Here is a 26028-nt window from a genome sequence, read left to right as displayed (position 1 = left end):
TGGATTCTACTGGTTCGCCGCGCGGTCACAGCGACCGGGGATCATCGATGCGCACTCGCACCAGCGGCTGCTTCTTGGCCGAGCGGGACGCGATGATCTCGGTCACTTTCGTCCCGACGCGGTCTCCGGCGGAGAACGGGTAGGCGCTGACGCTGCGCTGACCGTCCGCGGCGTCCTCACGCAGGAGTTCCTCGACCTCGCCGATCTGCTTGAGCACCTCGTCGATGTCGGCGCCGGCTCCCGTGAGTTCGAGGATCCGTCGGTAGGGCGGGAAGCCGAGGGCCTTCCGGTCGCTCAGCTGTCGTGACATGAAGGTCGTGGGGTCGAAGGCGGTCAGGGTCTGCCGGATGAGTTCGTCTTCGTCGCCGAGGTAGACGACTCCCCCGTCATCGCGGGAGCGCACGAGTGAGGCGGCACGCAGTCGGCGTGCCACGCTTTCGTCGATCGAGCGCATCCAGGGTCCCGGCCACAGCGAATCCAGAAGGATCGCCGCGGCAAAGCCGCCGAGCACATAGGGTTCGGCTCCGGTCGTGGCCACCACGAGGCGCGGGGTCTCGTCGAGGACCGTGGTGATGTGATCGCCTCCGGATTCGACGATCTCGACATCCGGCAGTGCACGGGCGAGCTCTTCGACGGTGCGGGCCCGGCCGCGCACGATCGATCTCACCTGGTTCGAACGGCAACGCAGGCAGCTGAAGGTCTCCGAGTGATAGCCGCAGGTCCGGCAGGCGAAGGGACCGACCTCCGACTGAGTGGTCAGCGTCGCCTGACATTGCGGGCAGCGGGCGACTTCCTGGCAACGGGCACAGGCGAAGACCGGATAGTACCCGGATCGCGGCACCTGCACGAGCACCGGACCGGGCACTCCCCCGTCCCGGGGACGCGGACGCAGCGCCGTGCGCATGATCTGCCAGGCGCGGCTGGGGATCCGCTGCCAGGCGAAGGGGTCCCGATCCTCGTCGGGGACGAAGACGACCGGGGCGGCATGCCGTCTGGCGGGACCGACCGGAGTGACGTCGGCCAGCCAGCCGATCTCGACGAGGCGCTGGACTTCGGCGCTGCGGTCGGTGGAGACGAAGAGCAGTTCCGTGTCCTCGATCGTCGACCGCAGCAGGCAGACCTCCCTGGCGTGCGGGTACGGGGCGTGCTGATCGAGATAGTTGAGGTTCGCGTCGTCGGTGCAGATGATGAGCCCCAGGTCCGCGACGGGGGCGAAGGCCGCCGCACGCGTGCCGATCGTGATCCGCGTGTGTCCGAGCAGTCCGCGCAGCCAGGCCTGCCAGCGCAGCTCCGGTGATGTCTCGGCGCTGAGTACCGAGACCTCCGCGATCCCGGCCTGGGTCAGCGCCGAATGGAGCACGGCGAGCTCACGATGGTCGGGCACGAGCCAGAGCACGGACCGGCCGGCCCCGAGGACCGTCCGCGCAGCATCGAGTCCGGCACGGATCCAGCTGAGTCCCGGCGTCGGCCCGGGTGTGCACGCCATGGCCCGGCGCCGAGGCGGCCCGGAATCATCGCCGGCCCTCGGCTCCTCCCCCGCCGTAAGAACCCACTCGCCGAGGCGACCGAGCAGCTGCGGATCATCCGCTGAACCGTCGTTCGGGCTCAGTACAGGATGGTCGGTCGCCGCATCGGACTCGTTCACAGCCGTCCCGGTCTTCTCGTCCTTGAGCACGGCTTTCTCGCCGCGAGCGTGGCGCGGAGGAATGGCCAGGCGCAGCACATCGGCCAGCGTACCGCCGTAGCGACGAGCGACCGCTTCGCTCAACGCGAGCAGATTCTCACTGAGAACTTGGACGGGTCCGCTGATCCGTTGGATCGTCGCCAACGGCCCGACGTGGTCCGAGGATTCGACGCGTTCGAGCAGATAGCCGTCACGCAGCTTCCCGGCGAACTTCACGCGCACGCGTACACCGGGCAGGGCCGCCTCGGCGAGCTTGTACGGGACCGCATAGTCGAAGGTCCGCGCAAGGTGCGGGACGGGATGGTCGATGAGCACGCGGGCGACCGGATCGGTCGGGGCCAGGGGCACCTGGCCCTCGGCCGAGGTTCCGGTGTCGATCGGGAGGGGTTCGTCCACGCCGACGGCAGACTAGTTGGAGGACACGGCGCGCAGCAGATCCTCGGCGCGGTCCGTGACCTCCCAGGTGAAGTCGGGCAGTTCGCGGCCGAAGTGGCCGTAGGTCGAGGTCTGCGAGTAGATCGGGCGCAGCAGATCGAGTTCGGCGATGATCATCGCCGGGCGGAGGTCGAAGACCTCGCGGATGGCCCGTGAAATCGCGTTCGGATCGACTTTCTCCGTCCCGAATGTCTCGACGTACAGGCCCATCGGGTCGACTCGGCCGATCGCATAGGACACCTGCACTTCGGCCCGGTCTGCCAGACCGGCGGCGACGACGTTCTTCGCCACCCAGCGCATCGCGTAGGCCGCGGAACGGTCGACCTTCGAAGGATCCTTGCCGGAGAACGCGCCGCCTCCGTGACGGGAGAACCCGCCGTAGGTGTCGACGATGATCTTCCGACCGGTCAGACCGGCATCGCCCATCGGCCCGCCCGTGACGAAGGGACCGGCGGGGTTGATGTGGATGTTCGCGCCAGAGACGTCGAGACCGGTGTCGGCGATCACCGGATCGATGACGAGTTCCTTGATCTCCGTGCGCAGCTGGGACTGGCTGGTCTCCGCCGAGTGTTGGGTGGAGACGACGACGTTCTCGATCGACACTGCCTCGTCGCCGTCATAGCCCAGCGTCAGCTGCGTCTTCCCATCGGGACGCAGGTAGTCGAGCCGACCGGACTTGCGCACTGCAGAGAGCTGCTCGGCCATCCGGGAGGCCAGGTGGATGGGCAGCGGCATGAGGACATCGGTGGAGTTGTCGGCATAGCCGAACATCAGTCCCTGATCTCCGGCTCCGAGGCTCGTGCCGTGGTCGGAGGATTCGACAGCCTCACGGAAGTCCAGCGGGTTGGTCACACCGGAGTGGATGTCCGTGGACTGGCTGCCGATGGACACGGAGACTCCGCAGGAGTGTCCGTCGAAGCCGGTGTCCGAGGAGTCGTAGCCGATCCCCGTGATGAGGCTGCGCACGATGCCGGCGACATCGGCGTAGGCGGCCGTATTCACCTCACCCGCGACGTGGACGAGTCCGGTGGTGACCATGGTTTCCACGGCCACTTTGGCGTTGGGGTCCTGCCGAAGCAGATCGTCGAGCACCGCATCGCTGATCTGGTCGCAGATCTTGTCGGGATGTCCCTCGGTGACGGACTCGGATGAGAAGAAACGCAGATTTGTGTGTGTCACGTTGTCGATTCTACGTGGGTGATTTGGTCGGAGACGGCCGCAATGACCTTTTGTGAAACATGGTCCTTCGACCCGTGGAATTCCTCACCGACGACGATGTCGCCGCGATCGGAGGAGATGATCTGGACCATGGTGTCATCGTGGCCGAAGGCGCGGTCGTCCGAGACGTCGTTGAACACGAGCAGGTCGACGCCTTTGCGCTCGAACTTGGCTCGAGCGTAGTCGAGCGCGGTCGTGTCGGAGTCACCGGTCTCGGCGGCGAATCCGACGATGATCTGACGGCGGAGACCGGTCTGCCCAGAGCGCTCGGCGACGAGTCCGCGCAGGATGTCCGGGTTCTGCGTCAGGCGCAGGGTCAGACCGTCGTCTCCGGACTTCTTCATCTTCGAGTCCGCGGTCTCGGCGGGCCGGTAGTCGGCGACGGCGGCGGCCATGATGATGGCAGCGGCGCGCACCTGGGCGGCATGCATCGCCTCCTGCAGCTCCAGAGTGGATTCGACCGGGGTGACCGTGATGTCAGCGGGCAGTCCCGACAGCATACCGGTGTCGATGTTCGCAGCGACGAGTTCGACGGATGCGCCCGCGGCACGCGCGGCCTTCGCCAGGGCGATGCCCTGTTTGCCTGAGGAGCGGTTGCCGAGGAAGCGCACGGGGTCGAGTGGCTCCCGGGTGCCGCCCGCGCTGATGACGATGCGGCGACCGGTCAGAGCACCGCTGGGGCGGTTGAGCGCGTCTGCCGAGTCGTCGGCGGTGCCGTCCTTGACCGAGAGCGCGAAGTCGACGATCTCTTCGGGTTCGGGCAGTCGTCCGGGACCGGAGTCGGGTCCGGTGAGGCGCCCGACAGCAGGATCGAGGACATGGACACCGCGCGAGCGCAGGGTCGCGATATTGGCGACTGTGGCGGGATTGAGCCACATCTCCGTGTGCATGGCCGGAGCCACGACGACCTCGGCGGTCGTGGTGAGCACGGAGGCGGTGAGCAGATCATCGGCTCGGCCGGCGGCGATCTTCGCGATCAGATCGGCGGTCGCCGGGGCGATGATGACGAGTTCGGCGTCCTGTCCGATGCGCACGTGGTTGACGGTGTCGATCTCGTCGAAGACATCGGTGGTCACGGTCTGGCCGGACAGGGCCTCAAGAGTGGGGGCACCGATGAATTTCAGTGCGTTGGCCGTCGGAACGACCTTGACGCTGTGGTCGAGCTCCCGGAGTCGCCGGATGATGTGTGCCGCCTTGTACGCGGCGATCCCACCGGCGACGCCGAGTACGATTCTCACTGGTCGCTGAAGTCGATCGCGCCGTCGTTGCTCACAGGAGCGGTGGCTTCGGCCTCGGGTGCGGCCTGGATGAAGTCGGCTTCGGAGACCTCGCGAGCGACGATCTTCGACTCGTTGACCTCACGCAGAGCGATCGACAGGGGCTTCTCGTTGGTGCCGGGCGTGACGAGCGGACCGACGTTCTCGAGCAGTCCCTCCTGCAGCTGGGCGTAGTACGAGTTGATCTGACGGGCGCGCTTTGCCGCGATCGAGACCAGTTCGTACTTCGAACCGGTCACGCTCAGCAGATCGTCGATCGGAGGGTTGGTGATGCCTTCAGGCTGTGCGGGCAAGGAGATTCCCATCTAATCGGAAGTGGCTATACCCATCAATGATAGGAGTTCTTCGGCCGCAGTGCGAACGTGGTCGTTGACGATGGTCACGTCGAACTCCGATTCGGCGGCCAATTCGCGTTTCGCGGTGGCCAGTCGCCGCTCCTGCTCCTCTTCGGTTTCGGTGCCGCGGCCGGTCAGTCGGGAGACGAGTTCTTCCCAGCTGGGCGGGGCGAGGAAGACGAAGCGGGCATCGGGCATCTTCTCTTTGACCTGACGGGCTCCCTGCAGGTCGATCTCGAGCAGTGCGGGAATCCCCTGGTCGAGCTTCTCCTCCACCGGAGCCGAAGGCGTGCCGTAGCGGTGGCGTCCGTGGACGACGGCATATTCGAGCAGGCGATCCTCGGCGATGAGAGCGTCGAAGGCGTCGTCGGTGAGGAAGTGATAATGGACACCATCGATCTCACCGGGGCGCCGGGGGCGGGTCGTGGCCGACACGGAGAACCAGACCTCGGGGTGGTTCTGCCGAATATAGGTGCTGATGGTGCCTTTTCCGACGGCGGTCGGACCCGCGAGGACGGTGAGTCGATTATTCACAGATCTGAGGTTGTCACACTCAGGAATATTTCTCCAACAGGGCGGACTTCTGGTGCACACCCAGACCTTTGATCCGCCGGGAGGTGGCGATGCCGACCTCTTCCATGGCGGCTTCGGCTCGCCGGTCGCCGACTCCGGGCAGAGCCCTGAGCAGATCGAGCACACGCATCTTCGCCAGTGCTTCGTCGTCTGCTGCCTTCTTGAGCACGGCCGCGAGATCGGTATCGCCGGTCTTGAGCGCCGACTTCACTTCGGCTCGTGCCTGACGTGCCTTGAACGCTTTGTCCAACGCAGCGGAACGCTGTTGCGGGGTCAACGGTTCGAGTGCCACTTTGTCTCCTCTGTCACCATGAACGGGCAGGTAGGGAAGTTGTCTCAGTCTAAGACACAATCCCTGCCGAGAGGCGATATGAGCAGAAATTTGTGGCGTGGCGAGCCGGAATCCGCCCACCGCCGGAACGCCGAATCCGGTGTTCGGACCGCCCTCGCAAAACGAACACCGGTGCTCAGTCCGCTGCCGTCAGGTCACGGTTGAGTGCGGCTGCGGCGTCGGCCAATCCGTCGGGGCCGGCACCGAGCACCGCCCGGGAGGCGGTGGCGAGCACCCGTCCCGATTCCAGGGCCCGGTCGCCGAAGACGGCGCGCAGTTCAGCCAGACCCGCGCCCTGCGCACCGACGCCGGGAGCGAGGATCGGTCCCCCGCAGTAGGTGGGATCGAATCCCAGGTCCGCTGCTGCGGTGCCGATTGTCGCTCCGACGACGAGTCCGAACGAACCGAGCCCCTCGGCCGAGTCCAGTGCCTGAGCATTGCGCTGCCGGACTCGGGACACGATCGCTGCGGCCACCGATTCGCCGTCTCGCACGGCATGCTGGACCTCCGCCCCTTCCGGATTCGAGGTCAGCGCGAGGACGAAGACGCCCTTGCCGTGAGCGGCCGCGAGTTCGAACGCCGGCTCCAGGGCTCCGAACCCGAGGTAGGGCGAGACCGTGATCGAGTCCGCGGCCAGCGCCGAGGCGGGGTCGAGGTAGGCCCTCGCGTAGGCACCCATGGTCGAGCCGATGTCACCGCGTTTGATGTCGAGGACGGTGAGCAGACCGGCGTCTTTGGCCGCGGCCAGGGTCTCTTCGAGAGCGGCGATTCCTGCGGAGCCGTACTGTTCGAAGAACGCGGACTGCGGTTTCACGGCTGCCACCGATCCCTTGAGCTGCCCGACCGTACGAAGGGCGAACTCGCGGACGCCTGCAGCACTGGCCGGCAGCCCCCAGGAGGCCAGCAGATGCTCGTGCGGGTCGATGCCCACACACAGCGGTCCATGCTCGTCCATGGCGGCTGCCAGTCGGGTGCCGAACATCAGGCGCTCCAGTCCTGCAGGCTGCGCACATCGAACTTCGAGTCGCGGATGACTTCAAGGGAGGTCACGGCGGCGGCGAATTCGGCGAGCGTGGTGATCAGCGGCACGGAGTTGGCGGTCGCCGCGGCGCGGATCTCGTATCCGTCGGCGCGTTCCTGCCGACCCGACGGCACGTTGATGACCATGTCGATGGTGCCCGCGGTGAGGTAGTCGATGACCGTGCGGTCTTCGGCATCGGCCTCGAAGTGCTTGTGCACCTGCGTGGTCTTGATCCCGTAGCGGGAGAGCACAGCCGCGGTGCCGGTGGTCGCGACGACGTCGAAGCCCATGTCGACGAGCTCCTTGACCGGCAGCACCATGGCGCGCTTGTCCCGATCGGCTACCGACACGAACACGGTGCCCGAGGTCGGCAGCTTCACGGACGACCCGAGCAGCCCCTTCGCGAAGGCGGTCGGGAAGTTGTGGTCGATGCCCATGACCTCACCGGTCGAGCGCATCTCGGGACCGAGGACCGAGTCGACGATCTTGCCTTCGACGGTGGTGAACCGTCGGAACGGCAGGACCGCCTCCTTGACGGCGATCGGATGGTCCAGCGGCAGGGTCGAGCCGTCGCCCTCTGCTGCCAGCAGATCGCCGCGCAGATCCTCGATCGTCCGGCCCACGGCGATGAGCGCCGCGGCCTTGGCCAGCTGGGTCGACGTCGCCTTCGAGACGAACGGCACGGTCCGCGAGGCACGTGGGTTGGCTTCGATGACGTGGAGGACGTCCGCGGCGATGGCGAACTGGATGTTGAGCAGTCCGCGCACGCCCACACCCTCGGCGATGGCCTTCGTGCCCTGGCGTACGCGCTCGAGCACGTCCTCGCCCAGAGTCAGCGAGGGCAGAACGCAGGCGGAGTCGCCGGAGTGGATTCCGGCTTCCTCGATGTGCTCCATGATTCCGCCGATGTAGACCTCGTTGCCGTCGTAGAGGGCGTCGACGTCGATCTCGATGGCGTCTTCGAGGAACCGGTCGACGAGGACCGGACGATCGGTCGAGATCTCCGTGGCGCTGGCCATGTAGTCGAGCAGCTGCGTGCGATCGTAGACGATCTGCATTCCGCGTCCGCCGAGAACGTAGGAGGGCCGCACGAGCACCGGGTAGCCGATATTCTCGGCGATCGCTGCCGCTTCCGCAGAGGTCACCGCGGTGCCGTGCTTGGGCGCGGTGAGTCCGGCCCTCTCCAGCACGGTTCCGAACTCTCCGCGGTCCTCGGCCAGGTCGATGGCTTCGGGTTGGGTGCCGAGCACCGGCACGCCTGCGGCCTTGAGCTTATCGGCCAGGCCCAGCGGTGTCTGTCCGCCGAGAGTGCACACGACGCCGAGGACCTCGCCGGCGGCGAGTTCGGCGTGGTAGACCTCCATGACGTCTTCGAACGTCAGGGGTTCGAAGTACAGACGATCGGCGGTGTCGTAGTCGGTCGACACGGTCTCCGGATTGCAGTTGACCATGATCGTCTCGTAGTCGGCGGACCCGATCGCCATGGTCGCGTGCACGCACGAGTAGTCGAACTCGATGCCCTGGCCGATGCGGTTCGGGCCCGAGCCGAGAATGATCACGGCCGGGCGGTCGCGGCTCATGACCTCGGTCTCGGAGTCGTAGCTCGAGTAGTGGTAGGGAGTCTTCGCTTCGAATTCTCCGGCGCAGGTGTCGACGGTTTTGAACACCGGGCGCACGCGCAGTGCGTGGCGGATGCCGGTGACGACGCTCGTGTCGAGGCTGCGCAGTCCTCCGATCTGCTCGTCGGAGAAGCCGTGGTTCTTCGCGACCCGCAGGACGTGCTCGTCGAGTTCGTCGGCGTCGCGCACATAGGCGGCCACCTCGTTGATGAGTTGGATCTGGTCGAGGTACCAGGGGTCGATCTCGCAGGCGTCGAAGACCTCCGCCGCGCTCAGCCCGGCGGCGAGTCCGCGCTGGACCGAGTGGATGCGGTCAGCGGTGGCGTGCGAGATCGCTTCGAGGACGGATTCGCGGACGTCGTCGTCGGAGACGTCGGGCAGGTCGGTCCAGCTGAACGCGGAGTCCTTCTGCTCGAGTGAGCGCATCGCCTTCTGCAGTGCGGTGGTGAAGTTGCGGCCCAGCGCCATGACTTCGCCGACGGATTTCATCGTCGTCGTCAGGGTCGGATCCGCGGCCGGGAACTTCTCGAAGGTGAAGCGCGGGATCTTCACGACCACATAGTCCAGGGTCGGTTCGAAGCTTGCCGGGGTGACCTTCGTGATGTCGTTGGGGATCTCGTCGAGCGAGTAGCCGACGGCGAGCTTCGCAGCCATCTTCGCGATCGGGAAACCGGTGGCCTTCGACGCCAGCGCCGAGGACCGGGACACGCGTGGGTTCATCTCGATGGTGATGATGCGTCCGGTCTTGGGATCGACGGCGAACTGGATGTTGCAGCCGCCGGTGTCCACGCCGACGGCGCGGATGATCGCGATGCCGATATCGCGCATCGACTGGTATTCCCGGTCGGTCAGCGTCAGTGCCGGAGCCACGGTGATCGAGTCGCCGGTGTGCACGCCGACCGGGTCGACGTTCTCGATCGAGCACACGACCACGACATTGTCTTTGTTGTCGCGCATGAGCTCGAGTTCGTATTCCTTCCACCCGAGGATCGATTCCTCGAGCAGCACTTCGTGGGTGATGGAATCGGACAGGCCGGCGCCGGCGATGCGGCGCAGATCGGCTTCGTCGTAGGCCATGCCCGAGCCGAGGCCGCCCATGGTGAACGAGGGGCGGACGACGACCGGGTAGTTGAGCTCCTCGGCGGCGGCCAGGGCTTCGTCGAGGGTGTGGCAGATGGCGGATCTGGCCACTTCGGCACCGCAGGCCTCTGCGATGTCTTTGAACTTCTGACGGTCCTCGCCGCGCTGGATGGCGTCGACGTCGGCACCGATGAGTTCGACGCCGTACTTCTCGAGCACTCCGGCGTCGTGCAGCGCAATGGCCGCGTTGAGTGCGGTCTGTCCGCCCAGGGTGGGCAGGAGCGCATCGGGGCGCTCCTTCTCGATGATCGTCTCGATGACGTCCGGATCGATCGGTTCGACATACGTGGCGTCGGCGATGTCCGGGTCGGTCATGATGGTCGCCGGGTTCGAGTTGATGAGGATGACGCGCAGGCCCTCGGAACGCAGCACGCGGCAGGCTTGGGTGCCCGAATAGTCGAATTCGCAGGCCTGGCCGATGACGATGGGGCCGGAGCCGATAACGAGGACGGATGTGAGGTCGTGTCTCAGTGGCATTGGGTGTTCTCCTTAGGCCAGGGCAGCCGAATCGGCCTGGGAAGCGGACATGAGGTCGACGAAGCGATCGAACAGGTAGCTCGAATCGTGCGGGCCGGCCGCAGCCTCGGGGTGGAATTGGACGGAGAAGGCGGGAAGGTCGAGGCAGGCGAGTCCCTCGACAACATCGTCGTTGAGGCACACATGGGACACAGTCACCCGGCCGTAATCGGCCTTGTGCGGGGCGATGGTCTCACCTGTCAGCGGAGCGTCGACGGCGAAGCCGTGGTTCTGCGAGGTGATTTCGACCTTGCCCGTGATCCGGTCCATCACGGGCACGTTGATGCCGCGGTGGCCGAAGGGCAGCTTATAGGTGCCGAAGCCCAGTGCCCGACCGAGCAGCTGGTTGCCGAAGCAGATGCCGAAGAACGGCATGCCTGCATCGAGCACGGCGCGCAGCAGTTCGACCTGGTCGTCTGCGGTGGCGGGGTCGCCGGGGCCGTTGGAGAAGAAGACTCCGTCCACGCCGAGTGCCCGGATCTGCTCGAAGCTGATCGTCGACGGCAGCACATGGACGTCGATTCCGCGTTCGGACAGTCGCTCGGGGGTCATCGATTTGATGCCGAGGTCGACGGCGGCGACACTGAACCTCTTCTCCCCGCGGGCGGGGATGAGGGTGGGTTCGGTGATCGAGACCTCGTCGACGAGGTTGGCTCCGGCCATCTGCGGGGAGGCCTGGACGCGGGCGAGGAGTTCGGACTCGGGCGCCTCGGCAGCGGGGCCGGAGAAGATGCCCACGCGCATGGCTCCCTTGTCGCGCAGGTGGCGGGTCAGGGCTCGGGTGTCGACGTCGGAGATGCCGACGATCCCGGACTCGGTCAGCCAGTCGACGAGGTCGCCTTCGGATCGCCAGTTCGACGAGATCCGGGAGGCGTCGCGGACGACGTAGCCGGCCGCCCAGATCCTGGCGGATTCGTCATCGGTGCGGTTGACGCCGGTGTTGCCGATGTGCGGAGCGGCCTGGATGATGATCTGCCTGTGGTAGGACGGGTCGGTCAGCGTCTCCTGGTAGCCGGACATGGCGGTGACGAACACGGCCTCACCGGTGGTCTCGCCGAGTTGTCCGTAGGCGGATCCGTGGAAGGTTCGGCCGTCTTCGAGGACGAGGACAGCGGGGGTGGTGGAAAAGCTCATTGTGCCTCTTCGATCATTTCGCGGATGCGGTCGACGGTGGGGGTGGTGGATGCGGCGTAGCGGGCGCGGAAGCCCGTGTCGACGAGGGTGTCGCCGAGGTGCCACGTGATGCGGATGATGCCTCCGCGTTCGACGAATTTGCCGATCATCCCGTTCGTGGTGTCCACGGAGACGATGTCTCGGCGCGGGATGAGGAAGTCTTCGCGTCCGGCCAGGTCCATGATCACTCCCCCGTCGGTGACGACGAGTTCCCCGGTGGTGCGGATGCCCAGGCCGTGGACGGCGACGCGTTCGAGCGGATGGCCGGCTTTCGTCGTCGACACATAGGAGCCTTCGACGGGCTCGGCGACGGCTTTGATGCCCATATGGGGCTTCGGCGGGGTGACGACTTCCGCCTGGGCCTGTTTGCGTCGGCTCCATCCCCAGGCGATCGCGACGATCACGATGACGATGACTGCGGCGACGATGAGTGTGCCTACTGTGGTGTCCATGTTGCTCCTGCCGGGTGGGGTGTGGTCAGTGCCCCTGCGGCCAAGACCCGGTGGCCGTAGAAGAAGGTGTCGGTGACCTGCGTGGTCACTTCGACGCCGGCGAAAGGGTTGTTGCGTCCCTTCGTGGCGTGGTCGGCGGGTTGGATGCGGTGCGGTGCGGCCGGGTCGACGAGGACGATGTTCGCGCTCGCCCCGACTTCGAGGCTGCCGTGCCCGGAGGCTCCGGTGATCCGTGCAGGGGCCGACGACATCACACGGGCCACATCCCCGAAGTCGAAGTCGTGGTCTGCCATTGCGGCGACGACGATGGACAGCGCGGATTCCATCCCGACCATGCCCATGGCCGCGGCGGTCCATTCGCTGCACTTGTGTTCGGCGGTGTGCGGGGCGTGGTCGGTGCCGACGACGTCGATCGTGCCGTCTGCCAGAGCAGTCCGGAGCGCCTGGACGTCACGGTCGGTGCGCAGCGGCGGGTTGACCTTGTACACGGGGTCGAAGGTGCGTACGAGTTCGTCGGTGAGCATGAGATGGTGCGGTGTCACCTCGGCGGTCACGGCGATCCCCCGGGCCTTGGCCCACCGGATGAGGTCGACGCTGCCGGCGGTGGAGACGTGGCAGATGTGCAGCCGGGATCCGACGTGTTCGGCCAGGAGCACATCACGGGCGATGATCGACTCCTCGGCCACGGCGGGCCAGCCGGGCAGTCCGAGTTCGGCCGAGACCGTTCCCTCGTTCATCTGTGCGCCCTCGGTCAGGCGCGGTTCCTGTGCGTGCTGGGCGATGATCCCGTCGAAGGTCTTGACGTATTCGAGGGCTCGGCGCATGAGCAGCGGATCGGAGACGCAGATGCCGTCGTCGGAGAACATGCGCACGCGGGCGCCCGAACGTGCCATGGCGCCCAATTCGGCGAGCTGACGGCCCTCGAGGCCGGTGGTCACGGCGCCGACGGGCACGACTTCGGTGAATCCGGCGGCGCGGCCGAGGCGGTGGACCTGTTCGACGACTCCTGCCGTGTCGGCCACGGGCGCGGTGTTGGCCATGGCGTGGACGCAGGTGTAGCCGCCCGACGCCGCCGATCGGGACCCTGTGAGCACGGTCTCGGCGTCCTCTTTGCCGGGTTCGCGCAGGTGGGTGTGCATGTCGACGAGGCCGGGCAGAGCCACGAGGCCCGCGGCCTCGACGGTCTCGTGATCGTCTGTGCCCAGAAGCTCGGGGTCGACGATGCGTCCGTGACGGATCGCGATATCTGCGACTCCGCGTCCGAGGACGTCGGCTCCGCGGATGAGGTAATCAGTCATTGGTCTCCTCCTGACCGGTCAGCAGACGGTAGAGGACCGCCATGCGCACGCTCACTCCGTTCTCGACCTGGTCGAGGACGAGGGCGCGGGGTGAATCCGCTGCGGCAGCGGAGATCTCGAAACCGCGGTTCATGGGGCCCGGGTGCATGATGAAGGTCGAGGTCGGCAGTGTGGCCAGACGGGCAGCGCTCAGTCCCCACAAGCGGGCGTATTCGCGTTCGTTGGGGAAGAAGGACTCGTGCATCCGCTCGTGCTGGACCCGCAGCATCATCACGGCGGCGAAGTCCACCGCGCTCAGGGCCGAATCGAAGTCGAAGTGGACGGTCACCGGCCAGTCCTCCACTCCCCACGGCAGCAGGGTGGGCGGGGCGATGAGGTGGACATCCGCGCCGAGGCGGGCGAGCAGGTGCACATTCGAGCGGGCCACACGGGAATGCAGGATATCCCCGACGATGGCGACTTTCGCTCCGTCGAGTCCCTGACCGCGCGGTCCCCCGGCCACCGGCCCCGAGGCGGGAACTCCGGCCAGTGCCCGACGCAGGGTGAACGCGTCGAGGAGCGCCTGGGTGGGGTGTTCGTGGGTGCCGTCGCCGGCGTTGACGACGGGGACGTCGATCCACCCGGTATGGGCGAGGCGGTGGGCGGTGCCAGCTCCGGAATGGCGGACGACTATGGCATCGGGGCCCATCGCCGAGATCGTCTGGATGGTGTCCTGGAGGCTTTCGCCCTTCGACACGGAGGAGCCCTTGGCGGAGAAGTTGAGCACATCGGCCGAGAGCCGTTTGGCTGCGGCTTCGAAGGACAGGCGTGTGCGTGTGGAGTCCTCGAAGAAGAGGTTGACCACCGTGCGTCCGCGCAGCACGGGCAGCTTCTTGACTTCGCGTTCGGAGACCAGCGTCATCTCCTCGGCGATGTCGAGGATGCCGATGGCGTCGTCTCGGCTGAGCGTCGCGGTATCGAGCAGATGCTTCATTCGCGGCCCCCCGAGATGCTCACGGAATCGTCTCCGTCGATTTCGGTCAGGGAGACATTGACGCGTTCGCTGCTCGATGTCGGCAGGTTCTTGCCGACATGGTCGGCACGGATCGGCAGGTCGCGGTGGCCGCGGTCGACGAGAACGGCGAGCCGGACCTTGCCGGGCCGGCCGACATCGGCGAGGGCGTCGAGGGCGGCACGGATCGTGCGCCCGGAGAAGAGCACATCGTCGACGAGGACGACGGTCTTCGCATCGATTCCCGCGGCCGGGATGGAGGTGGGTTCGGGTGTCCGGTAGGAGCCGCCGCGCAGATCGTCGCGGTACATCGTGATGTCGAGGCTGCCGGCGAGTTCGCCTGCGGTCTCGGGCCGACCGGAGATGGAGGCGATCGCCTCGGCGAGTCGGTGGGCGAGCGGGACTCCGCGGCGCGGGATCCCTAAGAGGACGAGGTCGTCGCTGCCCTTGTTGGATTCGATGATCTCATGGGCGATGCGTGTGATCGCCCGCGAGATATCGGGGGCGTCCAGCACTGTTCGCTGTGTCATATTTCCCCTTCTCCGCCTCTCCGGACGGTGGTTAAAGGAGTGGTTCGATTCGATTGTAGTCCCGGTGGGGTGCCCACCGGCGGGCGGGTCCGGAGTGCGGACCCGCCGCCTCAGATGAGTGTCGGTTTGACGTCGAGGATGCGGGAGAGCAGCCCGGAGACGAAACCAGGTGAGTCATCTGTGGAGAACTGTCTGGCCAGCGACACGGCTTCGTCGATGGCCACCTTGTCGGGGACCTCGTCGTTGAACAGCATCTCCCAGGTTCCGATCTCGAGCAGAGACCGGTCGACGGCCGGCATCCGGTCCAGGGTCCAGCCTTCTGAGTAGGTGGAGAGGATCTCATCGATCTCCGCCTGCTTCTCGCTGATGCCCGTGACGATCTCGACCGCGTATTCCTTCATCGGGTAGTCGGGATCGTTCGACCGCAGGGTGACGAGTTCGTCCATAGCCAGTCGACGCTGCCCGGCTTCGAAGAGCAGCTCGAGAGCCCGGCGACGGGCTCGGGTACGTGCGGATGCCACTTACTTGACGCGACCGAGGTAGTCGCCGCTGCGGGTGTCGACTTTGACCTTCACGCCCTCTTCGAGGAACAGGGGCACCTGGATCTCGTAGCCGGTCTCAAGAGTCGCCGGCTTCGATCCGCCGGTCGAACGGTCGCCCTGGAGTCCGGGTTCGGTGTGGGTGATGGTCAGCTCGACCGAGGGCGGCAGCTCCACCGACAGCGGGGTGCCTTCGTGGAAGGAGATCTGCAGATCCTGGTTCTCGAGCATGTAGTTCGCGGCGTCGCCGACGAGCTCTGCGGAGATGTTGACCTGGTCGTAGTCCTTGGCGTCCATGAACACGTAGTCGGTGCCGTCATGGTAGAGGTACTGCATATCGCGGCGGTCGACATTCGCGGTCTCGACCTTGGTGCCGGCGTTGAAGGTCTTGTCGATGATCTTGCCGGAGATGACGTTCTTCAGCTTGGTGCGGACGAAGGCCGGTCCTTTTCCGGGCTTGACGTGCTGGAATTCGAGCACCTGCCACAGCTGGTTGTCGAGGTTGAGCACAAGGCCGTTCTTCAGGTCGTTCGTTGTCGCCACTAATTCGTCCTTCTTCGGTTCAGTCCTGATCACCGAATGGTGATCGCAGTCGGCACGGCGCGCCGCCCAGCCCCGCGGTCCGGGGTCGACGAATGCGCCACTGGGCAAGTCTAGCAAGCTTCAGCGGGACGCTTCCATTTGGGCGGGGTCAGTCGAGGCCGAGTCCGATGCCGAGGGGGACCGTCGGCGAATCCTCACCGATCTCCTGGTAGGCGGTGAAGAGGATGGAGGCATCGGGGATCTCGACGGTGCTCGGTTCGCCGATGTCGCTGAGCAGAACCATCCGCAGCATCGCTCCGCGAGCTTTCTTGTCCCGCTTCATCGTGTCCAGCAGCTGCGGCCAGACGTCGGAGCGGTACCCCACGGGCAGTCCGAGCTTGCCGAGCAGTTCGCGGTGGAGGTCGACGACTTCGTAGGGCAGGCTCTTGATCATCGACGCCACCTCGGCGGCGAAGACCATGCCCACCGACACGGCGGCACCGTGACGCCACTGGTAGCGCTCCTTGTGTTCGATCGCATGGCCGAGGGTGTGACCGTAGTTGAGTATCTCCCGGCGTCCGGATTCCTTGAAGTCTCCGGAGACGACCTCGGCCTTGACCCGGATGGAGCGTTCGATGAGCTCGCGCAGCACGGGTCCGTGCACATCGGCGATCTCGTCCTTCGAATGGTTCGACACGAGGTCGAGGATCGCGGGGTCGGCGATGAATCCGGTCTTGACCACTTCGGCGAGTCCGGTGAACAGTTCGTTCTCCGGAAGCGTCCCGAGCGTGTCGAGGTCGACGAGGACTCCGGCGGGTGCGTGGAAGGAGCCGACGAGGTTCTTGCCTTCGGCGGTGTTGATCCCGGTCTTGCCGCCGACGGAGGCATCGACCATCCCCAGCACGGTGGTGGGGATGTGGATGACCGTGATTCCGCGCAGCCAGGTGGCGGCGACGAATCCGCCGAGGTCGCTCACTGCTCCCCCGCCGACGGTGACGATCGCGTCGGTGCGGGTGAAGTCGGACTGGCCGAGGACCTGCCAGCAGAAGGCGGCGACCTGGACGTGCTTGGCCTCTTCGGCATCGGGAATCTCCGCGGCCACGGCTTCGAGGCCGGCCGCGGCGAGGTCGTCGCGAACGGTCTCACCGGTCGTCCGCAGGGCGCGGGGATGGATGACGAGGACCTTCTCGACGCGATTTCCGAGCAGCTCGGGCAGTTCGCCGAGCAGTCCCTGGCCGACGAGGACGGGGTAGTTCCCGCCGGCGTCCACATTGATGCGTGTGAGGCTCATTCGTCCGTCTTCCTGATCGTTCATCGTCTTCTCTCAAGGCTCGGCCGCCCGGTGAGTGCTCGGAGTCGAGGCACGGCTTCCGTGGGCCGGATCCAGCCTAGCTCTCACCGGTGCCCGCCGGCGAAACGGGTGACCGATGTGGTCGCAGACGTCTCACCGCCGAGGCTGTGCTCAGCGCTGTTGACCGGAGCCGTCGTCGTCGGGATCGGCGTACTTCGCGTACTCTTCGGCTCGCTGCAGACCGGTGAGGACGTCGACGACTCGATTGACCACCGTCGACGGCGGTGAGTTCGACGCTTGGACCCGGAAGGTCGCGACCTGCTCGTAGAGCGGTTCACGTTCGTTGACCAAGGCCAGCCAGTTCTCCACCGGGCTGCCGGCACCGCGCAACAGCGGTCGGTGCGGGGCGGTCAGTCGCTGTGCCACGGTGTCGACATCGATATCGATGTGCACGACTTTGATCGCCGGGTGTCGCAGCTGAGCACGGGTGCCGGGGTTGAGGATCGCTCCTCCGCCCAGGGACACGATGCCCGGACGGTCGAGCAGACGACGCAGTGCTCTGCGCACGACCTCGCGTTCGATGCGTCGGAAGTGATCTTCGCCGCGTTCGACGAAGATCTCCGAGATGACCCCGTACTTGTCGACGATGTTCGCGTCCGTGTCCGTCAGCGGCAGGCCGAGCCGGTCGGCGAGAAGCCGACCGATCGTCGACTTCCCTGCCGCCGGCGGACCGGAGAGCACGATGCGCGAGAGCGCGGCGGGGACCGGTTCCAGGGGCGGGACCGGCTTGGGCAGCGGGGGGTGGTTCATCGTCCGATGCGGAGGTTCTCCGGAATGGCCGCGACATAGGCGTCCAGGTTCCGCTTCGTCTCGGCAACGGAGTCTCCGCCGAACTTCTCGACGACCGCCTCGGCGAGCACGAGTGCCACCATGGCTTCGGCGACGACGCCGGAGGCAGGCACCGCGCAGACGTCGGAGCGCTGATGGTTCGCCTTCGCGGCCTCCCCGGACTCGACGTCGACCGTGGCCAGGGCGCGCGGGACTGTCGCGATCGGTTTCATTCCCGCTCGCACGCGCAGCGGACCGCCCGTGGACATGCCTCCTTCGGTGCCGCCGGCGCGGTTGCTCGTGCGGCGGAATCCGTCGGGCCCGACTTCCAACTCATCGTGGGCCCGCGAGCCGGGACGCTTCGTGGTGAGGAACCCGTCTCCGACCTCGACTCCCTTGATCGCCTGAATGCCCATGAGGGCACCGGCCAGGCGAGAGTCGAGACGCCGGTCCCAATGCACATGGGAGCCCAGCCCCGGAGGCAGGTCGTAGGCGAGGACTTCGACGACTCCGCCCAAGGTGTCCCCGGCCTTCTTCGCCGCGTCGATCTCGGTGACCATCGCCGCCGAGAGATCGGCGTCGAAGCAGCGGACAGGATCGGCATCCAGGGCGTCGACATCGGCCGCGGTCGGCAGTGCGGGCAGTGCATCGGCGGAGTGTTCGGCACCGCCGATGGCCACGGTATGGGAGACGAGGGTGATGCCCAGTTCGCCGAGGAACTTCGCGGCGACAGTGCCCAGCGCCACACGCATCGCGGTCTCACGCGCCGAAGCGCGCTCCAACACGGGACGAGCCTCCTCGAAGCCGTACTTCTGCATGCCGACGATATCGGCATGCCCCGGACGCGGTCGGGTCAGCGGGGCGTTGCGCGCCAGCCCCTCGAGCTCGGAGGCGTCGACGGGGTCCGGGCTCATCACGGACTCCCATTTCGGCCATTCGGTGTTGCCGACCTCGATCGCCACGGGTGAGCCCAAGGTCTGCCCGTGACGGACACCGCCGAGGAGACGCACCTCGTCGGCTTCGAACTTCATCCGCGCACCGCGGCCATAGCCGAGTCGGCGGCGAGCCAAGCTCGCACGAATATCGTCCCTGGTGATCGGTACATGGGCGGGAAGCCCTTCAATGATCCCGGTCAGCGCTTCGCCGTGGGATTCGCCTGCAGTCAGCCATCTCAACATTCCACCGATTCTACAAAAGTATCGGGGCGAACAGGCACCCGAGCCACATGCCGGAAAGCATCGCCGGTCCGAAGGCGATGGTCACCCCGCGGACCCGACCGGCTCGGACCGCAGCGGTGAGCGCCCAGATCCCGCTGATGAGCATCATGGCGACCAGCACGAGCGCAGGTGCCCACGGGTCGAAGAGACCGGCGACGGCGAAGACGATGAACGCGAGCTTGACGTCCCCGAGCCCCATCGATCGCACCCGCAGCACACGCCCCACCAGGTGCAGTGCTGTGAAGAAGACGAGGGCAAGGAGTCCGGCGAAGAATGACGAGAACCACATCGGCAGGTCGCCGAGCACGGAGCCGGTGATGATGAGTCCCAGGGCCAGCAGCGACACGGGGATGACGATCCGATCGGGCAGTCTGCGTACGATGACATCCGCGGTGGCGAGGAACGGTGTGGCGCCGGAGACGAGGCCCACCAGCAGTGCGGAGACGATGCGATCGGCCGAGTTCGGCTCAGCCGGGGCGAACGTTGTCCCGCTCAGCGGCGCATATGCGCTCCACCCGGTATCCGGTGGTGCGAGCACGGTGAGGGTGAAGACGACGGCGGCGACTGCGGCGATGACGAGTCCGACCACCAGCGGACCCGGCCCTCGAGCCCATCTGGAGGCGTGCCACCGCTGCAGGTGTGCGGAGTCGTTGAGCCAGGTCTGCGGAGTTGCCGCGAGGCTGAGCCCGCCGGCCAGAGCGGTCAGCACCGTGACACCGATGGTCATCGCGTGCAGCACTCCGGTGTCCATCTCGATACCCGGTTCAGGCCTGGACCGGGGCGGGTGGGCCCTCGAGTGCTGCGTACATGGCCGACGCGACCCGCGCGGTCAGGTCGTCTGCTGCCGGCAGGTCGTCCGACGTCGGCAGGGTCTCCGCCGTGGTTGGGTCGTCGGCCCTGGCCGCGGCGAGGAACATCTCGAACTGGGCGACGGCCTGTTCGACGAGCATGGCGGTTCCGGCGACGGGGCGCAGACCGTGCGCGGCGGCCGCGGCGAGGAAGGCCGAATCGGCGGCGTAGGCGACGTCGAGGACGATGGCACCGGGGGCGAAGGAATCGTCCCAGATCGGGTCGGGGGCCGCCTCGGCGGGCAGGGTGGAGATGACGATCGCCGACGGACCGATCCGGCTCAGATCCCCCACCGAGGCGCTCAATCCGATCCGTTCGGCCAGATCGAGAACCCGCCGGGCACGGTCCGGGTTGCGCACGCGGAAGTCCACGTGTGCGATCCCGAGATCCCGGCAGGCCACGAGCGCCGAGGCGGCCGTGGCTCCGGCGCCGAGGATCGTCGCCCGACCGGCTCCCGCACCACCGGCCCCGGCCGGTCCCGAATCCCTGTGCGGGGCGATCGCCCGCACGATGCCGCGCACGTCGGTGTTGGCCACCTGCACCCGACCGCTGCGCCGGATGAGGGTGTTGCCGGCCGCTGTCAGTACGGCCGTCTCATCGATGTCCCATCCGCGGACGGCTGCGAGTGTGACGAGACGGTCTTTCAACGGCATCGTCACAGAGAACCCGATGTGCTCGGGGTGGGAGTCGAGGAACCCCTCGAGCTCGTCGGCGGTGAGTTCGAATCGGGAGTATTCGCTGGTCTCCATGTGCAGCGCCGCGAAGGCGGCACGGTGCAGCAGCGGGGACTTCGAATGTGCGATCGGCGAGCCGAGCACTGCGGCGAGGATCCTCACCGGCTATCCGTTGTCCTTCCTGTGCTCGCGCAGCCATTTGCGGTAGATCTCGACGTTCTTCTTATGGTCCTCGTAGTTGTCGGCGAACTTCGTCTCCCCCGTGTCCGGATTCGTCGCGACGAAGAACTGCCAATCGCCGTCGGCGGGTTCGAGCGCTGCTTCGACCGCTCCCCGGCTCGGCGAGTTGATGGGCCCGGGAGGCAGACCCTTCTTCTTGTACGTGTTGTACGGCGAGTCCGACTGGCGTTCCTCCTCCGTCGTCGTCAGGTCGGATCGGGCGCCGTGGATATAGGCCACGGTCGCATCCGATTGGAGCAGTCCCCCGGTCTTCGATTTCTCGGAGATGCGGTTGAGGAATGTCCTGGCCACCTTCGATCGCACCTCGGGGTCTCCTGGGGATTCCTTCTCCACGAGGCTGGCCAGCGTGAGGATGCGGTTGGCGTCCTTGCTCTCGATTCCCAGTTCGTCGAGTTCGGTCTCGGTCTTGTCGACCATCTCCTGGACGATGTCCTCTGCGGTCTTCTGCTTGTTGAGGTCATACGTCGCCGGATACAGGTAGCCTTCGAGGCTCGGGGCCTCGATATCGAGTCCGTAGTCCTTCGGGGTCTTGTCGTCGATGGCTTTGTCGACCTCATCGGCGTTCATCCCCGACTCGATCATGATCGCCTTGATCTCTTCGACCTGTTTGCCTTCGGCGACCGTGATCTTCGGCGGGGCGATGGGGTTGATGAGCGCTTCGACCGCGGCCTCCGAGCTCATCTTCTCCCGCATCGTCCAGGTTCCTGCCTGAATGGTCGCCTCACGGCGTTCGATCTCGTCGAGGAAGGGTTCGGAATTCATAATGACCCCGGCTTCGACGAGCTGGTTGGCCACGGTGCGGGCGGAGGAGCCGGGAGCGATATCGATCGAAACCTCGCTCGTTCCCTGACCTTCATAGTCGCCTTTGGGGCCGAACAGGTCGTCGAAGACTCCACCGGCCGCGCGCACACCGAAGAATCCTCCGATGCCGAAGACGAGGATGCAGATGATCACGATCGTCGTCGTCCGCCGCCGACGCAGCATTCTGCGCCGTTTCTTCGCGCGGATCTCTGCGCGGGAGAGTCCTTCGTCAGTCGAGAACTCTTCGGTGATCGGGCTCATACGTCGTTCTCCTCGTCGGGCATCTCACGGCCGGCGGGGACACCGGTGTTGTGTTCGTACTCGAGGGCGTTCTGGAGGATGATCACGGCGGCTTGGGCATCGACGATCTCGCGTCTCTGGCGTGACGATTTCCCGGCTGCGGCGAGAGCCTGGTGGGCCTCGACGGTGGTGAATCGTTCGTCGACGAGACGGACAGGTGTGCCGGTGGCCGCGGCGATCCTGCGGGCGAATTCCAACGCCGAGGCGGCTGCGGCGCGGGCGGCGCCGTCGAGGGACTTCGGGTCACCCACCAGGAGTTCGATGGGATCGTATTCGTCGACGATGTCGCGCAGCTGCCGCAGCGCCGCCGGTTCGTCCGCTCGACGAACGACGGTGAGCGGGGTGGCCAGAATCCCATCGGGGTCGCTGGAGGCGACACCGATCCGCACGGAACCGATGTCGAGACCCAGCCGGCGACCTCGGCGGAAACTCACTGGATGGCTGCCTTGACCGCCGCGATGGCTGACGGGATCGCCGCGGGGTTGCTGCCCCCGCCCTGGGCGAGGTCGGGCTTGCCGCCGCCTCCGCCGCCGAGTTCACTGCAGGCCAGAGACACGAGCTTGCCGGCCTGCAGACCGGCGGCGCGGGCCGCCTCGGTGGTGGCGATGACGACGACGGGCTTTCCGCTGCTGACTCCGATGCCGACGATCACGGCCTGACGGTCGGCGACCCGGTTGCGCAGGTCGGTGACCAGTGTGCGGAGGTCTCCGGCATTGGCGATGTCGCCGACTTCGGCCTGGACGAACAGCGTCTGGCCCACGGTCTGCGCCTCATCGAGGAACTTGCCCGACGAGGACAGCAGCTGCTGGGCGCCCAGTCGGGCGATCTCCTTCTCAGCGTCCTTGAGCCGGCTCATCAGGTCGGACACGCGTGATGTGACATCGGTGCCAGGGACCTTGAGCATCTCCGACAGGGAGGACACGATGGTCCGCTCGGCGGCCAGGGACCGGAAGGCGTCCATGCCGACAGCGGCTTCGATGCGCCGGACTCCCGAGCCCACGGATGCTTCGGAGAGCACGGAGATCGGGCCGACTTCGGCGGAGGCGCCGACGTGGGTGCCGCCGCAGAGCTCGCGCGAGAAGGGTCCGCCGATGTCGACGACGCGCACGACGTTCGGGTACTTCTCGCCGAAGAGCGCCATGGCACCGGACTTCTTCGCGTCGTCGAAGGACATGTATTCGGTGCCGACTTCGTAGTTCGAGCGCACTGCCAGGTTCGCGACCTCTTCGATCTCGGCCCGCATCTGAGTGCTGGGGGCTTCGGGGAACGAGTAGTCGAAGCGCACGTATCCGGGCTGATTGAGCGAACCGGCCTGCACGGCGTGGCTGCCGAGGATCTCCCGCAGCGCAGCGTGGACGAGGTGGGTGGCGGTGTGGGCCTGTGCGCCTTGGAACCGGTGGTCGTGGTCGACGGCGGCGAGCACTTCGTCGCCGACGCGCAGCTCTCCGTCGATGACCTCGACCCGGTGTGCGGGCAGTCCCTTGACCGGATTCTGCACGTCGCTGACCCGGGCGGTGAAGCCATGGCCGGAGATGAGGCCGACGTCGGCGCGCTGACCGCCGGACTCGGCGTAGAACGGGGTCAGGTCGAGGACGACGTCGCCGCTCTGACCAGCGGTGAGCACTTCGACGGCGACCCCATCGACGACGATTCCTCGCACGCGGGAGTCGGACTCGAGTCGGTCATAGCCGACGAATTCGCTGGCACCTTCGTCGAGCAGCGCCGAATAGGCGGACAGGTCGGTGTGGCCGCCGCCCTTCTTCGCCTTGGCGTCGGCCTTGGCGCGGGTGCGCTGTTCACTCATCAGTTCGCGGAACCCGGCCTCGTCGACGCTCAGTCCGGCTTCGGAGGCCATCTCGAGAGTGAGGTCGATGGGGAACCCGTGGGTGTCGTGGAGGGCGAAGGCGATGTCTCCGCTGATGGTGTTGTCTCCGCCGCCCAGCGACTGTGCGGCATTGGCGAACAGCTGGGTGCCGGATTCGAGGGTGCGCAGGAAGGCCTTCTCCTCGGCGTAGGCGACCCGGGAGATGCGGTCGAAGTCGGTTTCGAGCTCCGGGTAGGACAGCTTCATGGCCTGCATGGACACGGGCAGCAGCTCGGGCAGGACTTCTTCCTTGACTCCGAGCAGGCGCATGGCGCGCACGGCACGGCGCAGCAGCCGACGGAGGATGTAGCCGCGGCCTTCGTTGCCGGGACGGACCCCGTCGCCGATGATGATCAGTGCCGAACGGACATGGTCGGCGACGACGCGCAGCTGCACATCGGCGTACTCGTCCTCGCCGTAGGTCCGACCGGCCAGACGACTGGCGGCCTCGATGACGGGGAAGACCTCGTCGATCTCGTACATGTTCTCCACGCCCTGGAGCAGGAAGGCGACGCGTTCGAGTCCCATGCCGGTATCGATGTTCTTCGCAGGCAGCTCGCCGGCCACGTCGAAGTCGACCTTCGAGCGAACCTCGGAGAGTTCGAACTCCATGAACACGAGGTTCCAGATCTCGATGTAGCGGTCTTCGTCGGCCACGGGTCCGCCGTCGACGCCGTAGGCGGGGCCGCGGTCGAAGTAGATCTCCGAGCAGTAGCCTCCAGGGCCGGGCTGGCCGGTGTGCCAGTAGTTGTCCTCATTGTCGCGCAGCTGGATGCGCTCACGGGGAACGGAGGTCTCCTCGAGCCACATGTCGATGGTCTCTGCATCGTCCTCGTGCACTGTCGCCCACAGCAGCTCCGGGTCGAAGCCGAGACCGCCCTCGGCGACGGGGGTCGTCAGCAGTCCCCAGGCGAACTTGATGGCATCGCGCTTGAAGTAGTCGCCGAAGGAGAAGTTGCCGTTCATCTGGAAGAAGGTGCCGTGACGGGTCGTCTTGCCGACCTCTTCGATGTCGCCGGTGCGCACGCATTTCTGGACGCTGGTGGCACGGTTGAACGGGGCTGGCTCCCTGCCGGTGAGGTAGGGAATGAACTGGACCATTCCCGCGATGTTGAACAGGATGGACGGATCGGAGCTGATCACCGACGCCGAGGGGACCACGGTGTGCCCGTTCGCTTCGAAGTAGTCCAACCAGCGTTGTTTGATCTCTGCCGTCTTCAATCCAAGGCCTTTCAGATATTGCCTGTGGTCCGCCCGGCGGATGAGCCCGGCGCGACACTTACTCGTGCGTACCCGCACTTAACAGGGTCTAGTTTAATGGCTCCGTCGCAATATGCGATGTGGCGCGGCGCGCCGTGAATGCACGACTGCCCGGAACCGTGCGGTCCCGGGCAGTCGCGGCGGCGCAATGCGCTGTGGTCAGCAGATCAGCGCGAGTAGAACTCGACGACGAGCTGCACGTCACAGGTGATCGGCACCTCTTCGCGCTTCGGGGTGCGCAGCAGGGTTGCCTGCAGGCCCTCGAGGTTCACGTTGAGGTAGCCCGGCGTTGCGGGCAGGACGTCCTTGTGACCACCGGCGGCGGCGACCTGGAACGGATCCATCGAAGCCGAACGCTCGTGCACCTGGATGGTCTGGCCTTCCTTCACGCGGAAGGAGGGACGGTCCACGCGCTGTCCGTCGACAGTGATGTGACGGTGGACGACGAACTGACGGGCCTGGGCCATGGTGCGGGCGAAGCCCGAGCGCAGGACGAGGGCGTCGAGACGCGATTCGAGGAGCTCGACCATCGTCTCACCGGTCAGACCGGGCAGACGATTGGCTTCCTTGTAGGTCTTGAGCATCTGGGCCTCGCGGATGCCGTACTGCGCGCGCAGACGCTGCTTCTCCTTGAGGCGGACCGAGTAGTCGCTGTCGTTGCGACGGCGGGCGCGGCCGTGCTCACCTGGAGGGTACGGGCGACGCTCGAAGTACTTCTCGGCCTTGGGTGTCAGAGCAATGCCGAGGGCGCGCGAGAGGCGCGTCATGCGGCGATTACGTGCTGGTGCTGGCACTGTCTTACCTTTCATCAATGTGTTCTGCCGCGGTGGGCCCGGCAGGGTTCTCGCCCCGAACGCGACTGTTGTTTCCCCGGATGGGAAAGAGGGATTGAGCGTCGAGATCCGCTCGCACCGACCGCCTTTAGGGTGCAGGCACAACAGCTGTCAATCTTAGCGGGTGCGGGGCGACTGTCGCAAAGCGGATCGGCGCACTCGCGCCTGTGATCTTCCCGACTGATGTCGACGATCCGACTGATTCCGACGATCCTAC

The 26028-nt window shown here is 66.3% G+C and carries 24 protein-coding genes; all 24 read right to left on the bottom strand.

Features of this window, described 5'->3' with window-relative positions; all coding sequences use genetic code 11:
* Positions 1 to 25 precede the first annotated feature (25 nt).
* On the bottom strand, positions 26 to 2080 hold the full coding sequence (locus ACTIIH_RS02345; protein ID WP_441450293.1) for a primosomal protein N': 2055 nt from the start codon (positions 2078 to 2080) through the stop codon (positions 26 to 28).
* Between the two features lie 12 nt (positions 2081 to 2092).
* Positions 2093 to 3298, bottom strand: a complete 1206-nt coding sequence (metK, locus tag ACTIIH_RS02340; RefSeq protein ID WP_441450292.1) for a methionine adenosyltransferase — start codon at positions 3296 to 3298, stop codon at positions 2093 to 2095.
* The gene (gene coaBC, locus ACTIIH_RS02335; RefSeq protein ID WP_441450291.1) at positions 3295 to 4575 is read right to left on the bottom strand and encodes a bifunctional phosphopantothenoylcysteine decarboxylase/phosphopantothenate--cysteine ligase CoaBC; all 1281 of its coding nucleotides are present in this window, start codon (positions 4573 to 4575) and stop codon (positions 3295 to 3297) included. Before coaBC ends, metK begins: the two co-directional genes overlap by 4 nt.
* Positions 4572 to 4907 carry a DNA-directed RNA polymerase subunit omega gene (gene rpoZ, locus ACTIIH_RS02330; protein WP_227492527.1) on the bottom strand — a complete coding sequence of 112 codons (336 nt, stop codon included), beginning with the start codon at positions 4905 to 4907 and terminating at the stop codon, positions 4572 to 4574. Before rpoZ ends, coaBC begins: the two co-directional genes overlap by 4 nt.
* Before the next feature lie 12 nt (positions 4908 to 4919).
* Complete coding sequence (gmk, locus tag ACTIIH_RS02325) at positions 4920 to 5483, bottom strand: guanylate kinase (RefSeq protein WP_025777824.1); 564 nt, start codon at positions 5481 to 5483, stop codon at positions 4920 to 4922.
* Positions 5484 to 5502: 19 nt separating this feature from the next.
* Positions 5503 to 5814 carry an integration host factor, actinobacterial type gene (gene mihF, locus ACTIIH_RS02320; RefSeq protein WP_025777825.1) on the bottom strand — a complete coding sequence of 104 codons (312 nt, stop codon included), beginning with the start codon at positions 5812 to 5814 and terminating at the stop codon, positions 5503 to 5505.
* 175 nt (positions 5815 to 5989) lie between these two features.
* The gene (gene pyrF, locus ACTIIH_RS02315; protein WP_441090005.1) at positions 5990 to 6835 is read right to left on the bottom strand and encodes an orotidine-5'-phosphate decarboxylase; all 846 of its coding nucleotides are present in this window, start codon (positions 6833 to 6835) and stop codon (positions 5990 to 5992) included.
* Positions 6835 to 10110: a carbamoyl-phosphate synthase large subunit gene (gene carB / locus ACTIIH_RS02310; RefSeq protein WP_441450290.1), complete on the bottom strand. Its 3276-nt coding sequence runs from the start codon at positions 10108 to 10110 to the stop codon at positions 6835 to 6837. The genes pyrF and carB overlap by 1 nt, the downstream gene beginning before the upstream one ends.
* Before the next feature lie 12 nt (positions 10111 to 10122).
* Entirely contained in the window at positions 10123 to 11283 is a 1161-nt protein-coding gene (gene carA, locus ACTIIH_RS02305; protein ID WP_441450289.1) for a glutamine-hydrolyzing carbamoyl-phosphate synthase small subunit, read from the bottom strand.
* Positions 11280 to 11774, bottom strand: a complete 495-nt coding sequence (locus ACTIIH_RS02300; protein WP_441090008.1) for a PH-like domain-containing protein — start codon at positions 11772 to 11774, stop codon at positions 11280 to 11282. The genes carA and ACTIIH_RS02300 overlap by 4 nt, the downstream gene beginning before the upstream one ends.
* Positions 11759 to 13072, bottom strand: coding sequence for a dihydroorotase (locus ACTIIH_RS02295; protein ID WP_441450288.1), 1314 nt, complete (start codon positions 13070 to 13072; stop codon positions 11759 to 11761). Before ACTIIH_RS02295 ends, ACTIIH_RS02300 begins: the two co-directional genes overlap by 16 nt.
* Complete coding sequence (locus tag ACTIIH_RS02290) at positions 13065 to 14045, bottom strand: aspartate carbamoyltransferase catalytic subunit (protein ID WP_441450287.1); 981 nt, start codon at positions 14043 to 14045, stop codon at positions 13065 to 13067. The genes ACTIIH_RS02295 and ACTIIH_RS02290 overlap by 8 nt, the downstream gene beginning before the upstream one ends.
* Positions 14042 to 14593, bottom strand: coding sequence for a bifunctional pyr operon transcriptional regulator/uracil phosphoribosyltransferase PyrR (pyrR, locus tag ACTIIH_RS02285; RefSeq protein ID WP_441450286.1), 552 nt, complete (start codon positions 14591 to 14593; stop codon positions 14042 to 14044). Before pyrR ends, ACTIIH_RS02290 begins: the two co-directional genes overlap by 4 nt.
* Before the next feature lie 110 nt (positions 14594 to 14703).
* Positions 14704 to 15114 carry a transcription antitermination factor NusB gene (nusB, locus tag ACTIIH_RS02280; RefSeq protein WP_441450285.1) on the bottom strand — a complete coding sequence of 137 codons (411 nt, stop codon included), beginning with the start codon at positions 15112 to 15114 and terminating at the stop codon, positions 14704 to 14706.
* Complete coding sequence (efp, locus tag ACTIIH_RS02275; protein ID WP_025777834.1) at positions 15115 to 15675, bottom strand: elongation factor P; 561 nt, start codon at positions 15673 to 15675, stop codon at positions 15115 to 15117.
* 148 nt (positions 15676 to 15823) lie between these two features.
* A complete protein-coding gene (gene aroB, locus ACTIIH_RS02270; protein WP_169252367.1) occupies positions 15824 to 16945 on the bottom strand; it encodes a 3-dehydroquinate synthase in 1122 nt (373 codons plus the stop codon).
* A 171-nt stretch (positions 16946 to 17116) separates the two neighbouring features.
* On the bottom strand, positions 17117 to 17755 hold the full coding sequence (locus ACTIIH_RS02265; protein ID WP_441090013.1) for a shikimate kinase: 639 nt from the start codon (positions 17753 to 17755) through the stop codon (positions 17117 to 17119).
* A complete protein-coding gene (aroC, locus tag ACTIIH_RS02260; RefSeq protein WP_441090014.1) occupies positions 17752 to 18951 on the bottom strand; it encodes a chorismate synthase in 1200 nt (399 codons plus the stop codon). The genes ACTIIH_RS02265 and aroC overlap by 4 nt, the downstream gene beginning before the upstream one ends.
* A gap of 10 nt (positions 18952 to 18961) precedes the next feature.
* The gene (locus tag ACTIIH_RS02255) at positions 18962 to 19741 is read right to left on the bottom strand and encodes a prepilin peptidase (protein WP_441090015.1); all 780 of its coding nucleotides are present in this window, start codon (positions 19739 to 19741) and stop codon (positions 18962 to 18964) included.
* A 13-nt stretch (positions 19742 to 19754) separates the two neighbouring features.
* The gene (locus ACTIIH_RS02250; protein ID WP_441450284.1) at positions 19755 to 20675 is read right to left on the bottom strand and encodes a shikimate dehydrogenase family protein; all 921 of its coding nucleotides are present in this window, start codon (positions 20673 to 20675) and stop codon (positions 19755 to 19757) included.
* Positions 20676 to 20678: 3 nt separating this feature from the next.
* On the bottom strand, positions 20679 to 21815 hold the full coding sequence (mltG, locus tag ACTIIH_RS02245; RefSeq protein ID WP_441450283.1) for an endolytic transglycosylase MltG: 1137 nt from the start codon (positions 21813 to 21815) through the stop codon (positions 20679 to 20681).
* On the bottom strand, positions 21812 to 22288 hold the full coding sequence (gene ruvX, locus ACTIIH_RS02240; RefSeq protein WP_441450282.1) for a Holliday junction resolvase RuvX: 477 nt from the start codon (positions 22286 to 22288) through the stop codon (positions 21812 to 21814). Before ruvX ends, mltG begins: the two co-directional genes overlap by 4 nt.
* A complete protein-coding gene (gene alaS / locus ACTIIH_RS02235) occupies positions 22285 to 24939 on the bottom strand; it encodes an alanine--tRNA ligase (protein ID WP_441450281.1) in 2655 nt (884 codons plus the stop codon). Before alaS ends, ruvX begins: the two co-directional genes overlap by 4 nt.
* Positions 24940 to 25145: 206 nt before the next feature.
* Positions 25146 to 25787, bottom strand: a complete 642-nt coding sequence (rpsD, locus tag ACTIIH_RS02230; protein ID WP_441450280.1) for a 30S ribosomal protein S4 — start codon at positions 25785 to 25787, stop codon at positions 25146 to 25148.
* Between the last annotated feature and the right edge of the window lie 241 nt (positions 25788 to 26028).

Source organism: Brevibacterium sp. (assembly GCF_052105255.1).
Classification (GTDB): domain Bacteria; phylum Actinomycetota; class Actinomycetes; order Actinomycetales; family Brevibacteriaceae; genus Brevibacterium; species Brevibacterium linens_B.
Note: the sequence above shows the minus strand (reverse complement) of the source record. Positions and strands in the feature narration are given on the sequence as shown.

What these genes read in the sequence shown, in the direction of transcription:
- pyrF (WP_441090005.1), bottom strand. Translation starts at nt 6,835, where the DNA reads ATGTTCGGCACCCGACTGGCAGCCGCCATGGACGAGCATGGACCGCTG.
- carB (WP_441450290.1), bottom strand. Translation starts at nt 10,110, where the DNA reads ATGCCACTGAGACACGACCTCACATCCGTCCTCGTTATCGGCTCCGGC.
- carA (WP_441450289.1), bottom strand. Translation starts at nt 11,283, where the DNA reads ATGAGCTTTTCCACCACCCCCGCTGTCCTCGTCCTCGAAGACGGCCGA.
- ACTIIH_RS02300 (WP_441090008.1), bottom strand. Translation starts at nt 11,774, where the DNA reads ATGGACACCACAGTAGGCACACTCATCGTCGCCGCAGTCATCGTCATC.
- ACTIIH_RS02295 (WP_441450288.1), bottom strand. Translation starts at nt 13,072, where the DNA reads ATGACTGATTACCTCATCCGCGGAGCCGACGTCCTCGGACGCGGAGTC.
- ACTIIH_RS02290 (WP_441450287.1), bottom strand. Translation starts at nt 14,045, where the DNA reads ATGAAGCATCTGCTCGATACCGCGACGCTCAGCCGAGACGACGCCATC.
- pyrR (WP_441450286.1), bottom strand. Translation starts at nt 14,593, where the DNA reads ATGACACAGCGAACAGTGCTGGACGCCCCCGATATCTCGCGGGCGATC.
- aroB (WP_169252367.1), bottom strand. Translation starts at nt 16,945, where the DNA reads ATGAGCCTCACACGCATCAATGTGGACGCCGGCGGGAACTACCCCGTC.
- ACTIIH_RS02265 (WP_441090013.1), bottom strand. Translation starts at nt 17,755, where the DNA reads ATGAACCACCCCCCGCTGCCCAAGCCGGTCCCGCCCCTGGAACCGGTC.
- aroC (WP_441090014.1), bottom strand. Translation starts at nt 18,951, where the DNA reads ATGTTGAGATGGCTGACTGCAGGCGAATCCCACGGCGAAGCGCTGACC.
- ACTIIH_RS02255 (WP_441090015.1), bottom strand. Translation starts at nt 19,741, where the DNA reads ATGGACACCGGAGTGCTGCACGCGATGACCATCGGTGTCACGGTGCTG.
- mltG (WP_441450283.1), bottom strand. Translation starts at nt 21,815, where the DNA reads ATGAGCCCGATCACCGAAGAGTTCTCGACTGACGAAGGACTCTCCCGC.
- rpsD (WP_441450280.1), bottom strand. Translation starts at nt 25,787, where the DNA reads ATGAAAGGTAAGACAGTGCCAGCACCAGCACGTAATCGCCGCATGACG.